14 protein-coding genes and 1 pseudogene are annotated in these 16,306 nt (G+C 34.6%); 12 read left to right on the top strand and 3 right to left on the bottom strand.

Annotation, left to right across the window (positions count from 1 at the left end):
• Nucleotides 1–614: 614 nt before the first annotated feature.
• Complete coding sequence (locus RE409_RS23060; protein ID WP_201186654.1) at nt 615–1,121, bottom strand: hypothetical protein; 507 nt, start codon at nt 1,119–1,121, stop codon at nt 615–617.
• 397 nt (nt 1,122–1,518) lie between these two features.
• On the opposite strand from RE409_RS23060, the gene RE409_RS23055 reads away from it, so the two are divergent.
• The 9 genes and pseudogenes from RE409_RS23055 (at nt 1,519) to RE409_RS23015 (ending at nt 7,970) form a co-directional block, all read left to right on the top strand.
• Nucleotides 1,519–1,728 (top strand): hypothetical protein, encoded by a 210-nt coding sequence (locus RE409_RS23055; RefSeq protein ID WP_201186653.1) that lies wholly within the window; start codon nt 1,519–1,521, stop codon nt 1,726–1,728.
• A 279-nt stretch (nt 1,729–2,007) separates the two neighbouring features.
• Complete coding sequence (locus RE409_RS23050) at nt 2,008–2,379, top strand: VOC family protein (RefSeq protein ID WP_056529927.1); 372 nt, start codon at nt 2,008–2,010, stop codon at nt 2,377–2,379.
• A gap of 470 nt (nt 2,380–2,849) precedes the next feature.
• Nucleotides 2,850–3,065, top strand: coding sequence for a hypothetical protein (locus RE409_RS23045; RefSeq protein ID WP_201223070.1), 216 nt, complete (start codon nt 2,850–2,852; stop codon nt 3,063–3,065).
• A 148-nt stretch (nt 3,066–3,213) separates the two neighbouring features.
• The gene (locus RE409_RS23040; protein WP_201250407.1) at nt 3,214–4,284 is read left to right on the top strand and encodes a DUF3626 domain-containing protein; all 1,071 of its coding nucleotides are present in this window, start codon (nt 3,214–3,216) and stop codon (nt 4,282–4,284) included.
• Nucleotides 4,285–4,500: 216 nt separating this feature from the next.
• Nucleotides 4,501–4,794, top strand: a complete 294-nt coding sequence (locus RE409_RS23035; RefSeq protein WP_201223072.1) for a hypothetical protein — start codon at nt 4,501–4,503, stop codon at nt 4,792–4,794.
• 355 nt (nt 4,795–5,149) lie between these two features.
• Nucleotides 5,150–5,338, top strand: a pseudogene (locus RE409_RS23030) (SLOG family protein); the annotation flags it as partial.
• A 295-nt stretch (nt 5,339–5,633) separates the two neighbouring features.
• Complete coding sequence (locus RE409_RS23025; RefSeq protein ID WP_201186646.1) at nt 5,634–5,993, top strand: BlaI/MecI/CopY family transcriptional regulator; 360 nt, start codon at nt 5,634–5,636, stop codon at nt 5,991–5,993.
• Between the two features lie 11 nt (nt 5,994–6,004).
• On the top strand, nt 6,005–7,294 hold the full coding sequence (locus RE409_RS23020; protein WP_309558137.1) for a M56 family metallopeptidase: 1,290 nt from the start codon (nt 6,005–6,007) through the stop codon (nt 7,292–7,294).
• Between the two features lie 460 nt (nt 7,295–7,754).
• A complete protein-coding gene (locus RE409_RS23015; protein ID WP_201223075.1) occupies nt 7,755–7,970 on the top strand; it encodes a hypothetical protein in 216 nt (71 codons plus the stop codon).
• A gap of 216 nt (nt 7,971–8,186) precedes the next feature.
• Here the strand turns inward: RE409_RS23015 and RE409_RS23010 are convergent, their stop codons facing one another.
• Entirely contained in the window at nt 8,187–9,422 is a 1,236-nt protein-coding gene (locus RE409_RS23010) for an IS110 family RNA-guided transposase (RefSeq protein ID WP_116821653.1), read from the bottom strand.
• Between the two features lie 586 nt (nt 9,423–10,008).
• On the opposite strand from RE409_RS23010, the gene RE409_RS23005 reads away from it, so the two are divergent.
• Both RE409_RS23005 and ppsA read left to right on the top strand, forming a co-directional pair.
• Entirely contained in the window at nt 10,009–11,037 is a 1,029-nt protein-coding gene (locus RE409_RS23005) for a D-alanine--D-alanine ligase family protein (RefSeq protein WP_201186640.1), read from the top strand.
• A gap of 814 nt (nt 11,038–11,851) precedes the next feature.
• Nucleotides 11,852–14,467, top strand: coding sequence for a phosphoenolpyruvate synthase (gene ppsA, locus RE409_RS23000; protein WP_309558136.1), 2,616 nt, complete (start codon nt 11,852–11,854; stop codon nt 14,465–14,467).
• Between the two features lie 471 nt (nt 14,468–14,938).
• On the opposite strand, the gene RE409_RS22995 is transcribed toward ppsA, so the two are convergent.
• The gene (locus tag RE409_RS22995; RefSeq protein WP_201223081.1) at nt 14,939–15,472 is read right to left on the bottom strand and encodes a YhcN/YlaJ family sporulation lipoprotein; all 534 of its coding nucleotides are present in this window, start codon (nt 15,470–15,472) and stop codon (nt 14,939–14,941) included.
• Between the two features lie 443 nt (nt 15,473–15,915).
• Here RE409_RS22995 and RE409_RS22990 point away from each other — a divergent pair, with 443 nt between their 5' ends.
• The gene (locus tag RE409_RS22990; protein WP_201225218.1) at nt 15,916–16,074 is read left to right on the top strand and encodes a GlsB/YeaQ/YmgE family stress response membrane protein; all 159 of its coding nucleotides are present in this window, start codon (nt 15,916–15,918) and stop codon (nt 16,072–16,074) included.
• Nucleotides 16,075–16,306: the final 232 nt, after the last annotated feature.

Genomic DNA, 16,306 nt, shown 5'->3' with positions numbered 1-16,306 from the left:
GCTGATTTCTCCTTTCTAATCTGATCATAAGTATCATTCAGTATATGTTTTATTTCGTGTCTAATGAATACCTCTTTGACCTGAAATCCTTCAGGAGCCGGATTATGTAGCTAAACATCCAAGGAAAGACTTCATCGAGTATATAAAAAGATACTACGACGAGGATAGAGGAGACTACGTTTGAGTGGCAGTACGGGCATACCAAACGGGAATTTATTATGCATGTACTTTGTTTGTAATGGGTGATGAGAAAGTCAGAAAGTACGACCAAAAAAAAGCCATAGCGGTGGGCTACGGCTTACTAGCATGCAAGATTTAGCGGGTGATAATCCTTATCTCCAACGAGGGAAATGAGCACCCGTTTGCTTTCAAATGCTCAACTATAATATTTTCTACTTCTCCAAAGGTATAATCATCCCTTTGTTTTTCAGCTGCCGAACCTTGATTCGAAATCAGAAAAAGCCCAAAAACTATTGTGTTACAACAAAGCTTTACAAAGTATTGTACATTTAATCAATATTTAACTTTTTTATATATTTTTTGAAATTAATGTATGTATAATTAACTTTGTATTAAAAATTAGGAGGAGTTATATGAGAAAAATATTAATTTCGTCACTTTGTACTATTTAGCCAATTATCAACCTCTTTTTGGATCTCTTTTTCCAATTTATGAACAGTACCTTGTTTGTTGTTGATTGCTTTTTTGGCATATTTTTTAGGAAACATCTCTTCAATTGATTTTGTATATTCTGCTCCATCTTCTGGAACCCTGTACTCTTTTACTACGTATACATTTTTCTCTTTTGCTAATTTAATCAGTACAGGATAAGAAAACCCTGCTTTAATTTCGCCTCCAGTTACTTTATCATATCCCTCATAAACAGTGTGAAGATAAATGTTGGTTAAACCATCTTTTTCCTCGGTCCCAAAAATATTGTGAGCTTCGAATTGTTTATCAGTCGAACTGACAGAAGCTTTACCTTCTTCTATTATTGTATCTGTAATGAATTGATCCATATCTTCTGTCACTGTAACCTCACTATTAGAACATCCAATAATAACTACAGATAAAGCTAGAAGCATGGCTAGAACCTTATTCTTTCCTAATGAAAATTTCAAAAAAAACCTCCTGAGCAGTCTAATGTGTTTTTCCTATTATTAACAAATAGATTGTAACATTTTTTATCGCAGTATTTTATTATTTAAATAATTATTTTCCCTAATTTGCAAATAATTGAACCTCGATATGAATTTTCATTCGGATACTCCTTAACTTGTCCAACAGATCAATTCTAAGTAGATGATCTGTTTTTTTATATGTAATAAACATAAAGAAAAAATTATAAATCTACTTGGACTTATTAGGAGGGAGTTTAATAAGATATCTTCCATCTGTTTAATTGAGTGCCAGCTCATGTTATAATGGATAACTTAAGATAATTACTATTTTTACCTATAATTGAACGGATGCCAAGAAAAGCCTCCGCATAGCGATAAAATATGGAGGTGTAAGAGAATGAATAAACAATGGACGATTGGTAAAATTAAAGATTTTGTTGAGAACAATTCGGAAAGTAAGTTGCTAACGACTGAATATCACGGTTTTTCTCAAAAGTTACTATTTAAATGTACATGTGGTAGCAACTTTGAAAAAACATTTACGAAATTTAAAAATAATAACCAACGTAAATGTGACGTGTGCCAACCGCCTAAAGCGACACGATAATGTATAGCGAATAAACGAAGTGCCGATTTCTATTAATGAGAAGTTGGCACTATTTTTATTTTAGCGGGAATAAAAGTGGATTTCACTAAAGTGGCAGATTAGTTGAAGAGTGCTGTTTGACCTTTGTTCAACAATTGGGCCATTTAATGGAATATTAACTGGGCTTTGGTTTTACTTTATAAAAATTGGACAAACTGAAATGTGTTCTTCAAAGTAATGATGTATACTTAATTTACGCAGCGAACTTTCTGAATTATTAATTTTTTAAATGGAGGAATTATGAAACTAGGCGCATTCTCTGTAAGTTTAAGTGTAAAAGACATTAACAAATCAAAATCATTTTACGAAAATTTAGGATTTCAAGTCTTCGGAGGGGATATTACCCAAAATTGGCTCATTATGAAAAATGAAAGTTGCATAATTGGACTATTCCAAGGAATGTTTGAAAAGAACATTCTAACTTTTAATCCAGGATGGAATGAAAATGCCGAAAATCTCAATTCGTTTACGGACATTCGAGACATTCAAAATCAGCTTAAAGAAAATGGAATTAAAATACTGTCTGAAGCAGATGAAACAACCGAAGGGCCTGCAAGCTTTACAATTGAAGATCCTGATGGTAATCCCATTCTTGTTGATCAACACAGATGAAATGGAGGATGCAACAGGAACATATAATTATCCTTTAATAAACGTGAAATTCACTATTTAAGGTGACGGTAAAAATGTAGAACATGAGAAGTTATGGGTATTGAGTCTTGAAAAGGTCTCCCTTTATTATGTTAGATTGTTCTCCAATTTTCGATTAATTTATGAATCTATTCAATACTAAAAGGGGTTCTTTCTTTTGTCGTCATAAGGATGGTTTACTTAAAATTTATTAAATTTTCAAGTCACCCTTATGAATCTACAAAAAACTAAATTATTTATTCAAGAAAAGGGTGCGATTCTTTAATAAGAATCGCTTTTTTTTATAGAACTAACAGGTACTTTACTTCATTACCAGGAGCTGATCAGCAGCTCCTTTTCTTATGGCACTAAAGGGGAAGTTTAGTTGAAGATGAAAATCGTCTATTATAATTAAATATTAAGGTTGTATCTATTCCATAGGAGGATTCAAAATGGCTAAAGAAAAGGCTAAAAACATAGTAACAAATGGAGATGTTTTTGCTGTGAATTTACCAAATGGTAAATATGGAGCAATAAGAATTGCTGACCAGATAGACAATTCTTATCTTATTATCACTACACCATATATCGGAACAGAAAAGCCATCTATTGAAAATGAACTTTTGGTTGACGTTCTTCTTGAGAATCGCTTTTTTGGCGTTAGCTGAAGATCAGAGCTGTCTTTAAGGCAGTTTTTTCTTATGCAACTATCGGGGCAGTTTAGCTCAATAAGAAATGATATAGTATTTATAAATTTTGTTACATAAGAATATGTTTAAAAGTGATTATAAGAGGAGAGAGGAGCAATTAATAAACATGCATTTATCAAATTCACAACGATTAGCTATTGAATATATTGAAAATTATGCAAGAAATCATAAAAATGAAGCTAAATTAAATATTAATCATGTGTTAGAAATGTCAAACATATCAACAGATACATTTGAAAAAGCAGTTAATGCAATTAAAGTTTACGCAAGAATTGGTTTGCATTTTCATCCAGATAGACCCGATTCCAATATGACAAGCGTTGCCGAATCATTATTAATGCAAGGGGTTTATAAAAATCAATTCGAAACGCTTATCTCAAATGGAAGTGTATCTGCTCTTCCAGGTGGTGAACGAGACCTTTGGGAGAAAAGAATGTTTGGAGGAACATACCAACTTGAGGGTACAACAAATAAAGAACGTCCCAAATATGGTGCACTTAATTTGATGTTACATTCAGATGGACCAGCCCCTCGCTTTGGCTCATGCTATCTCCTACTTTATCCAGAAGCCTCATGTCGTTCTACATTTACATATTTAGATTCTCACCAAGATTTAAAGGAAAAGGGGACCTATAAAGAATTTGATTTAATTTTAGCAATACTTTTGGAAGAGTCATTCTCAAGAGAATATGTACTTGGAGAAAGTGAACTACGACCTCCAAAACTAATCAATCATTTATTAACTAATCTTCCTAAATCAGAAATATACCTCAACAACAAGAAACCTAATCGAAATCTTAATCACTACATAGAAGCTCAAATTCATGGAGATATATCACTTAAAGATGACGTTGAAGTTCTTGTTGCAGACAGTTCTTTTAGAGGAACTGATATTGGGAAAGCCCTAGAACAAATATGCCTAAAGTATTCAATTAGATTATATTGGCGAAGGGGTTTTAAACTTAAAGTGCAGGATATTCCTTCTGATTTTAGAGGACCAACAATGCCTTTTTTAGCAAAACGTATTGCACAAAGCGATTATATTGATGCAAGAATAATTGGCTCTGCCGTAAAAGACTTATACTTTAATCCTGATAATTGGTCTGATTATGGAACTGTTAAAGATATGCTTCAGGAATTAAAGCTATTGTGGCATGTACTGGTGAGATATGGTTAATGATATTCAGACATGAAAGTATAAATTGTGAAACAATACACTTAAACTATCGGGTGCGTTAGCTGAAGATCGGAGCTGTCTTAAAACAGCTTTTTCTTTATGCAACTAACGGGGCAGTTTAGTTCAATAGTATTCGAAATGGTAGAATATTTTTAAACGATTATGCTGAGGTATAAAATGTTATTTTTAAAAGAACACCCCCATTTTATTTTTCGTATGGGAGAACAACCTCAGTTTGTAGATGATTTATCCGACGTAGATGACTCTTCTACTGAATTGTTAATCCAAGGGAAAACAAAGAATATTGAAAAGCTAAAATCTTTTTCGAAATTGATAAAACTGTGGATTTACACAGTAAACCAAAATGAAATCAATACTATATTGAGACTAGTCAATCCGAAAATGCTGTATATATATGAAATGAGAGTAGAAGATTTATCTATAATCGGCTCACTTAAAGATGTTGAGGTAGTGTCGCTTGACTGGAATTTAAAAGCAACTTGTTTATGAGATTTATCTAATAATTCTTTACAGTTTGCAATGTATTTTCAGCCTTGCTTATTTAAAGAATCGAGGACCATTTGAAACGATACTTCGAATTTGGACAAATTGGTCTTGGAACGGACAGATTAAGATAAAACAGAACGGAAGTACTTTACATGAATAGTGACTCCAAAGAGTACTTTACAGATACATGGTGGTTTTTAGGCCTATGTGCTGCTGTAGCTGTAGTCTTAACACTATTTGCATTTTAATTAACATTTAACCTTACTTGGGTACAACTATACAACCTATTGGAATTCGTTTTCACCTGCCCCTAACTGTATATTAGTACTACATAATATACAGCTTATGGGGCGTTTTGTTGCTACAGCGAATTATTATCACTGGCTATAAACCACACGAACTAGGGATTATCAATGACAAGCATCCTGGCGTTATCGTGAAAAAAGCGCTTGAAGACCGTCTACGTACACTTATTGATGAAGGGTTAGAATGGGTTATTATTAGTGGTCAGCAAGGTGTAGAATCATGGAGTGTTAGGTTCTCATTGAATTCAGATTTGCTTTAGAACCTGCACTTAAAATTCAGATTGATGTCACCTGTGAAGTGAAGCCGAGGCAAATTAAAAGAGTCATCATCGAAGAAGACTTTACTAAGCTTTTATTGAATTTTAAATGGATTTAGACACAGTATCCAAAGGTTAATTTATCCGTATAATTATGCCCTTAAAATGGATTCTCTCCAACGGACTATCTCAATAGTCTTGACAACTACAGACTATCGCGGTAGTATTGGTATGTGGCAAACTATTGCAATAGTCCACTTAAGAAAAGGAGCATGCGCGTATGCAAGTTAAATTGTTTGATTCGGAATTACAAGTCATGAATATTTTATGGGAAGAAGGCGATTTGACAGCTAAACAGCTCACACAAATGTTAAACGAACGAATAGGTTGGAATAAAAATACCACCTATACAGTCATAAAAAAATGTATAAAAAAAGAGGCCATTGAAAGAATTGAACCTAACTTTATCTGTCATCCAATCATCAGAAAAGAACAGATACAAGAACAAGAAACGACGGAATTGATTGATAAAATATTTAATGGTTCTAAATCTTTACTATTCGCATCCTTACTAGACAAGAAAAAAATGTCCGCGAGTGAGATCGATAAATTAAAGCAAATTGTTAAAGATTTTGAGTGAGGAATTATGATATGAGTATTCTCAACATGGGTGTAGACGCATCTCTCCTCCTCATCATTGTGCTATTGATGAGGATGTTAGTAAGAAATAAAGTGCCAAAGCAAACATTTTTAATTCTTTGGGGAATCGTTGCATTTAAACTACTCATCCCCTACTCTTTTTATTCAAAGTTGAGCATACAGCCTATGCTGAAAAACTTATTTGTTACGCTCACTCACTCAAATGATTCGGAAAGTATGCACAATACAATCGAAATTGCACAAACATCAAGCACGTTCTATGATCAGCTTTTGCTTGTGATGACAAGCGATTTCGTTCAGTACCTTTGGGCATGTGGGGGTATCGGGGTTTTGCTATTCTTTATAGTGGCCTATGTTAGATTATATAAAGAATTTCAAACAGCCATTCCAGTGAAGAATAATGAGTATCTCGATCAATGGCTAAACGATCATAAGTTAAAAAGAACGATTCAAATTGCAGTATCAGATAGAATTACAACCCCGTTAACATATGGAATCTTTAAACCAGTCATCTTATTGCCGAAATCAACAAATTGGGAAGACGCTGCAAATATTCAGTTTATTCTCACGCATGAATTAATTCATATTAAACGCTTTGACGTTTTGTGGAAAGTAATTTTAACGATTATGGTAGCTTTGCATTGGTTTAATCCATTAGTTTGGCTTATGTATTTTTTAGTAAACAGAGACATTGAATTGTCTTGCGACGAAAGGGTTATTAGACAGTTTGGAGATAAGGCAAAGTCAGCATATGCACTATCTCTCATCAATATGGCAGATGAAACCTATACGGTTACGCTGCTTTGTAACCATTTTAGTAAAAACGGGATTGAAGAAAGGATAGTGTCCATTATGACCTTAAAGAAAAAGTCGGTTTTAGGAACAGTATTTGCATGTACATTAGTCATTGGAGGGATGACCGTCTTTGCGGCAACTGGCCAAGAGCCACCAACACTGAAAGAAGGCAAAGAACGAAATGCAGTGATTGTTACTGATGCATCAAATAGTACGACAGAACCACATGTAATCGCAACAAATAAAGGCAAAGAGCGAAATCCAGTTATTGATACTGATGCATCAAATAGTATGACAGAACCACATGTAATCACAACAAATAAAGGCAAAGAGCGAAATCCAGTTATTGATACTGATGCATCAAATAGTACGACGGAACCACATGTAATCACAACAAATAAAGGCAAAGAACGAAATGCAGTTATTGATACTGATGCATCAAATAGTACGACGGAACCACGTGTAATCGCAACAAATGAAGAATAAATAAATTATTCCAAAGACTAGTCCTGAAATCCGGGATTAGTTTTTTCATTTACTCCATCATTTTTTCATAATAAAACTCAAATGCCTTCCACTTTGATGGTCTTGTCAATAGCGCGGCTACCAAGTCAAACGAAAAGAACGTTTTCAAGACGGAGATAGGCGCTGTATTTTCCAAGCTCTTCTCGATCAGCTAGTAGACCAGGATTTTAAATTTAAGGTGGAAGAAGAGTAAAAAGGATGACAGTCACCTAAACAATCATGTTATCTCAAACAAATTCGGCAATATAAGGAACTATATAGGTATTTTATTTTTTGGAACAAATGATGGACAAGTTTATGGTAATACAAACGATACTCCTCAATCTTTTGAGGAATTAGCCAGATAAATGATGCTTTTGAAGATAAATTTATAAGTGACCAAATACCTGAAAATCATTTTAAAATTGATGTTCGACCAATTATGCATCAAATAAGATTTAGTGACAAGTATGTTTCAAAAACCTTCAAGCTAGATAACGGAAGTGTTGCAAAGTATATGGAAAAACCATTTAAGGGTTTTAATCTGTTAGTGTTTGAAAGAGATGATTGGGTATATATGTTCGGTATTGATAAAGAAGTTTCTGATAAGGTAACACCCGAAATACTAGTTCAAATAGCTAATTCTATTGATTTCTAAAAAATCGTTCTTCAACTACCGGGTGCTTTAGTAGAAAATCTTTGAGCTGTTTGTTTATACAGCTCTTTTTTTATGCAACTAAACCAGCTAATAGTTAGTCAACATTTTTCAATGAAAACTTAAAATATTTCATGCTATACTAAATTTGTGCATGCTAAATAACCTTCCAATGAACTATATTTGGAAAGTTTTGTGCTATTTAGTTATACTTTTAAACTAGGTTAGATCTTGGAAAGTCGAGTTATTTTGTAATAGTGCATAAATCCATTGTAGAAGCTTATTGGCACATGCTATCACAGCTACTTTAAAGGGCTTTCCTTCTTCACGTTTCTTATCATAGAACTCTCGTAATCTCTTGTTCCGAGGGATGATTTCATCTGTCGTTTTCTTCTTGCGACAATCACGAATGGCACAACGAACTGCCATATATAAGGCATGTCGTAGTCTACCAGAACCTCTTTTGGTAATCCGATTTACTGAGCCTTTAAATTTACCTGATTCAAAGATACTTGGATCAATTCCGGCAAATGCCACTAGTTTTTTAGGGTGATTAAACCGATCAATCTCTCCAATTTCAGAAATAATCGTTGTAGCGATTTTTTCACCGATACCAGGGATGGATTGGATAATCTTATATTCTTCAATTTCTTTTGCCAAAGCATTTATCTCTTCTTCAAATTTGGATAAGTGCTTTTGGTATTCTAGAAGCATTTTTATATACATCTCTAGGCTTAAAATGTGACTCTGATATAAAGTTCTCTGAAAAGGATTTCGAGCTGAGGCAGCCATAAGTTTCTCTGCCTGTGTATTCGCCCACTTTCTAGAACGACTTGGACAAAGTTCATTAATCCTATTTGCTACAGTTTCTTCATCGACTGCTGATATGTCTTCAGAAGTAGGGAATTCTAATAGAGTAAGCAAAGAAACAACCGAATACAAATCTCCAAAAACCCCTCTATATTCAGGAAATACTTGATCAAGAACAGCCTGAAACTGTAGTTTTGTTTGTACATAGATACCTGTTATATTTGCATGTTGTCTTGAAAGATTACGAAGATTTAAGAGTTGTATCCCTCGTTTTTTATAAGGCTCTAAATCCTCTTTATAGTACAGCTCGCAGAGGTGACGTGCATCGATTAAATCTGTCTTTACTTTCCGTAAACTAGAGCTCTTCGCACGATAAGAAATGAGTGGGTTAACGATAATTAATAAGTAACCTCTCTCCTCAAAATACTGTACAACGGGCGTATGATAATGCCCAGTAGACTCTAAAACGACCGGAGGTCGAATTCCTGTTACGTTTTCTATCTCTCTAAGATATTGGTGTAAGCTCTCTAGTCCTTCAATGGTATGTGCTACTTTAAAACTTCTTTTATAAGGCTTCTTTTTATCCAAGAACGCTTGAACCTGACTTTCACCTTTAGCTACATCCAGACCAACCACTGGATTCATTTTTTATCTCCTCCAAAAACATAATATTGCCGGTAACCCCTAATCCTTCTTGCAGTATCATAGCTTCGCTTGTTATACGAGATCTTGGTCCCAACCAGCCAAATCATGTTTAAGCAAGTAGGGGGCGAACTGTTTAGTTGACGGGGTCCAAGCCCCACGGGCAGGAACGTTCTACCCCGGCTACCGTTATCATATATCGATATAAAAATTGTTCAACCAGAAATAACTGGCTGACCTTTATAATACGAACGGGGCAGGATAGTTCCATAAGGAATACTGTTAAGTGACATTAAAGTTGTTTAATTTACAATAAAGTCGTTTAAAAACGTCAGTCATGTTATTCCATTAAAGGGCCATTTAGTTGAGTAACTCACTTTTAAAATAAATGGATAATTATGTTAAAATATATAGGGGTTGTGAAGAATTGTACTTAAAGTAACTAGCAGTTTAGTGAAGGACTGGTGCAAAGTTTATCCGAAATAAGACATAAGTGTTTATGAAACTTTTTCCATTTCCATTCTTAATATATAATGAATGAGGTGAAACTATTTAATTAATAGTAAATAATCGTCATAGGAGGTAAAAAATGAGAATAGTTGTATTAGCTGGCGGATTAAGTGATGAAAGGGATGTTTCTCTTGCTTCTGGTGCTCAAATTTCTAATGCTTTAGTTTCAAAAAATCATGATGTATTATTACTAGATATTTATAAAGGTTTACAAGATGTTTCTGATTTTGAATCAGCTTATAAAAAATATAGAAAAGAAACATATACTTATAATGTGCCTAAAGAAAAACCTAATTTGGAAGTATTACGAAAACAGCAAAATAATCAAAAGTCTTTAATTGGTCCTAATGTGTTAGAAATTTGTCAAGATGCCGATATTTGCTTCCTTGCTCTTCATGGTGGAATTGGTGAAAATGGACAATTACAGGCCTTATTCGATATATACGGTATTCAATATACTGGTAGTCCCTATGAGGGCAGTCTATTAGCGATGAATAAAATAATTTCAAAAGAATTAATGGCTTTTAATGGGATAAAAACGCCGAAATGGGATATTTATGATTTCGATAAAGAATTACCAGAAATTAATTATCCAGTAGTTTTCAAGCCAAATGACAACGGTTCTAGTATAGGAGTGATAATTCTTAATAATTCTGATGAACTTCATAAAGCATTAGAAGAAATAAAGGATATTTCAAATACTATTCTAATTGAAGAAAAAATAGATGGTAGAGAGTTTTCTGTGGGTATAATTGGAAATGCTGCTATACCTGTTATAGAAATTATTCCTAAGAAAGGTTTCTTCGATTACCAAAGTAAGTATCAAGAAGGTGCAAGTGAAGAAATATCTCCTGCAAATATTCCAAATAGTCTAGCTGAAGAATTACAAAACACGGCGTTAAAAGTACATAATTTATTAGGATTAAAAGTCTATTCTAGAATTGACTTTATTGTTGATCAGGATAATGTAATTTATTGTATTGAAGCAAATTCTCTACCTGGTATGACGCAAACTAGTTTATTACCTAAAGAAGCCCATGCTAATCAAATAAGTTATGAAGATTTATGCGAATTACTAATAATAGAATCTTTCAAGAAATACTCATAAGAACAAGATATATCATACGTAAACAAAAGCAGTGTGTAGTCAGTGCTTTTGTTTTTAGAGTCTTACAGTTTAATATCGTATTATTAGCAGGTACGAATCTGTAGTAAGAATTAAGTGATTTTATAAGTGAAGTCAGATTTTAGTTATTCAATTAAAGGGCGCGATTCTTTAATAAGAATCACTTTTCTTAATGAACTAACAGGTGCGTTAGTTCATTAAGGATCTCAAAAATGATCAATCTTTTTTATAAAAGATTGATCCAATTAAATAGTATAAGGGCATGTTTTGATTAATCTTTTTTCAAAACATGCCCTTTCTATTTATTCATTTAGGTTTCTTGTATTAATTTGATCAAACTTTGTTTCAAAGCTACAGTCATAAAAGTAATTGGTGAATTTCTTGGAGGTTTGCGTGTATTGTATATTTGCAACACAGGAAAACAAAAAGAAGTCGTAGTTATCAAATGAAAATCACGACCTAAAATTCAAAATTATTTGTGAGTCATTTGTCTTGTAAAATGGGGTTTTTCTTCCTTTGAATTTGCAACAATTATGTCGTGTAAATACATTGATAAAAATGAGAAACTGTGGTAAATTTATATAGATATATCAATTATGTATTTTTGTATAAACTATCCCTATTTTAATTATACATCATAAAATCCTTTTCAGTCAACCACTATTTTTATTTTTTTAAGGGAACATGGAACTTCGCCAGGAGTAGGAACGAGTGGACAGCGTAATTGGTTGATCAGATGAACAATTTTTGTAATATGATTCGTCTTGGTATTGAGAGATAAATGGGAGGGAAAGAAATGAAACCATATGTACTAGAGTTTCGGGAGATCGATAAAACGCAACTTTTGCTCGCCGGAGGAAAAGGGTCTAATTTAGGGGAACTATCGAAGATTCATGGAATACAAGTGCCAGAAGGATTTTGTGTTACGACAGAAGCTTATCAAAAAGCCCTCGAACAAAATGAAGCATTCTACGCATTGTTGGATCAACTAACACTGCTAAAAGTAGAGGATCGAGATCAAATTGGTGAAATCAGCAGGAAGATTCGGGAAATCATTATGGAAGTAGAGATTCCTTCCGATGTAGTGAAGGCTGTTGCTCACTATCTCTCCCAGTTTGGCGATGAACATGCTTATGCAGTGCGTTCCAGTGCAACTGCTGAAGATTTACCACACGCCTCTTTTGCCGGTCAACAAGATACCTATTTAAATATCATCGGAAAAGAAGCAATCTTACAGCATATCAGTAAATGTTGGGCTTCCCTATTTACTGATCGCGCAGTAATTTACCGAATCCAAAACGGATTTGATCACAGCCAAGTTTACCTATCAGTTATCATTCAACGGATGATTTTCCCACAGGCTTCATGGATTTTATTTACTGCTGATCCAATTACTTCCAATCGAAAGCTACTATCGATCGATGCTAGCTTTGGACTAGGAGAGGCCCTTGTCTCCGGCTTGGTATCTGCCGATTGTTATAAAGTACAGGAAGAGGAAATCGTCGATAAGATGATAGCAACCAAAAAATTGGCTATCTATGGACTTAAAGAAGGCGGAACAGAGACACAACAGATTGATCCTGATCAGCAAAAGACTCAAACACTTACTGAACAACAAATTTTACAACTAGCACGCACAGGAAGACAGATCGAAGCTTATTTTGGTTACCCACAAGATATCGAATGGTGTTTGGTTGATGATACATTTTATATTGTCCAGAGTCGGCCAATCACTACTTTATACCCGATCCCTGAAGCGAATGATCAAGAAAATCATGTTTATGTATCTGTCGGTCATCAACAAATGATGACCGATCCCATGAAACCACTGGGATTGTCTTTTTTCCTGTTAACGACTAATGCACCCATGCGTAAAGCTGGTGGAAGGTTGTTTGTTGATGTCACACATATGCTGGCTTCACCTGACAGCAGAAAAATGTTATTAGATGCCATGGGACAACACGATCCGCTCATGAAAGACGCACTTATGACCATAATAGAGCGAGGAGATCTCATAAAATCTTTACCAAATGATAAGCAAGAACAGAGTTCCGGTAAAAGCAATAAAAGTGTGTCGTCTGCGGATTCTAAGGCACAAATCGAAAACGACCCGACAATCGTTTCTGATTTGATTAAGAGTAGTCAAACATCGATAGAAGAGTTAAAACAAAACATCGAAACGAAATTAGGATCGGATTTATTTGATTTTATTCTGGAAGATATCCAGATATTAAAGAAGATTTTATTTGACCCACAAAGTTCAGCTGTGTTTATGGCTGCTATAGATGCTTCATCATGGATCAATGAAAATATGAACGAGTGGTTAGGTGAAAAAAACGCAGCCGACACCCTTTCTCAATCTGTACCAAACAATATTACTTCGGAAATGGGTCTGGCGCTATTGGATGTCGCAGATGTGATTCGTCCTTATCCAGAAGTAATTGATTATTTACAACATGTAAAAGATGATAACTTTTTGGATGAACTGGTTAAGTTTGATGGTGGACAGGAAACCCAAGACGCTATCTATGATTATCTCAGCAAATACGGAATGCGATGTACCGGAGAAATCAATATTACTAAAACTCGTTGGAGCGAAAAACCAACTACACTTGTCCCTGTGATTCTTAGTAATATCAAAAACTTTGAGCCTAATGCTAGCAATCGGAAATTTGAGCAAGGGCGACAGGAAGCTTTGAAAAAAGAACAAGAGTTATTAGATCGATTGAAGCAATTACCGGATGGTGAGCAAAAAGCCAAAGAAACAAAACGAATGATCGACCTAATCCGGAATTTCATCGGTTATCGGGAATATCCAAAATACGGCATGGTTAATCGCTACTTCGTTTATAAGCAGGCTTTACTGAAAGAAGCCGAACAACTCGTACAAGCGGGCGTTATTCATGAAAAAGAAGATATATACTATCTCACTTTTGAAGAACTTCACGAAGTCGTACGCACAAATAAACTAGATTACCAAATCATCAGCAAACGAAAAGACGAGTACAAATTATATGAAAAACTAACTCCACCACGTGTTATCACGTCTGATGGTGAAATCATTGTAGGGGAGTACAAACGAGAAAATCTCACAGCCGAAGCTATTGTAGGTCTACCGGTTTCTTCCGGAGTTATAGAGGGCAGAGCGCGCGTCATCTTAAAAATGGAAGATGCAAATCTAGAAGATGGAGATATACTGGTTACAACCTTCACGGATCCTAGCTGGACACCATTGTTTGTATCCATAAAAGGACTTGTCACCGAAGTTGGCGGACTGATGACCCATGGAGCAGTCATCGCACGTGAATATGGCTTACCTGCCGTTGTCGGTGTTGAAAATGCCACCAAGCTGATAAAAGATGGGCAACGTATTCGAGTAAATGGAACAGAAGGTTATATAGAAATACTATAATTCATTACATTTAAATCATAAAAGAAGAGCATTCGAATTAGGAAAATCATTGACATCATGGTGCTTTGCTTTCTATGGTAAGAACCCTGTCACTAGGACATATACGGGGGCAGTCACTGAAGATCGATATTAATGTCTGTTAAGATTATCTTGAAATCGAGTCTTCTGTTAAAGGGCACGATTGTTGAATAATTAAATCCCAATTTCTCATTTATATCACTGAAAGATTGGGATTTTTAATAGTGGAAATTCCTTAACGTTGTAAATCCGCGTTTTGCTAAAGGTCCCCTTTTAAGTATGAGAAGGTGCTACCTGTAACAATAGGTAGCACCTCTTTTTGGCCATAAAGCCTACCGCAGGTCTAAACGAAATACACCAAAAATGCTTCCTCGTTTTATCGATATCTTGATCCGATAGTGAACCTAAGCAATATGAGCTCAAGTCGATTATAAACAGAGGTTTTAAGCTCTTTTATTTGGCATCCGGGAACATTCTTTGTACCATATCACCAAACTCATTAAATAGTCCGCCAATCGGCTTTCCATTTTGAATATCGTTCCTGTAATCATTCATACTTTTAACAAAGTCAGGATTCGCAGAGACATAAACGTTGTCTACACTTTCATCATGTTTTTTTACATGATCAACAATTCTCTTTTCTAAGTCATTTGTCAGGTTCTTGTCATTTGTCAGATTCACGGCGACATATGCGTTATTATCTGTAATAATGACAGAGGCACCGTCTACACCCTCCATGTCCTCTAACCGATTTGCTACTTCATCAGCCACGCGCATTTTATTATCATTGTCATCATTGCTTAATTGCCTGGTATTGTAATCGTTGTCCCTGTTTCTGTCATTTACATTCAAGGTATTGTCCATGGCATTATTTTTATCGCTTCGTGTATTCATTCCTACATTTTTTCCATTATCATTATTATCACTTACCCCGCAGCCCGTTAGGAATAGAGCAATCAAGGCGCTTGTTAAAAATGTGTATTTCATGTTAGTCACTCCTTTAAAAGTTTATACCCTAGTACTATCTGCTGGATTTCCGGAAATATTCATAAAAAAAGAACTTTATATCATCGCTATGGATACTGCCCTAGTTTTCACGGGGAATAAACGAAATTAATTTTATTTCAATAATTGCTGTTTCTGATCTTACAGGTGTCCTACCACATGCCCATCAAGCTAGGCAAATATCGAATAAAACGCTGTATTTTAATCACTATAATAACTATTTGTAATCAATATGTGGGGGGGAGCTCGTGTTGGCTACTAACAAAAAAGTACCTTGTTATTCTAAAAATAATTCTTTTATTTCCATCTTTTATTCGTCTTTCTAGGTAGGATAATAATTTTTAATACGGAGGGAAATATAACGGCAAAATAAATAAGCTTCATAAAAGCAATATATTAAAAAATGCTTGAAGACTTAAACGATTATGCTTTTAAAAATTCAAAGGAGGAAGAAAAATGTCCTTTTTATGGTCATTATTGGAGGTATTATCGGCTGGTTAGCAGGTATGATTACCGGACGCGATATTCCATTTGGTATTGTACCCTATCTCCATCACGTTAAAAAAATGTTTGTTCCCCAGTAATGAAAAAAATGAATTTAATTCTCATAAATAACTGTAGAGTGGTAAAAATTTCGTTCTGGGGTACTACAAAACTTTAACTTGATGGCAATGGGGGTACCGCCAGCAAAACGCGGATTTACAACATTAAGGATATTCCAACATTAAAAATCCCAATCTCTCAGTGATATAAATGAGAAATTGGGATTTAATTATTCAACAATTGCGCCCTTAGTTCACATACATTATTTCGCAT

The organism is Peribacillus sp. R9-11, assembly GCF_031345095.1.
Taxonomy (GTDB): domain Bacteria; phylum Bacillota; class Bacilli; order Bacillales; family DSM-1321; genus Peribacillus; species Peribacillus butanolivorans.
This window is presented reverse-complemented; position numbering and strand designations above follow the sequence as displayed.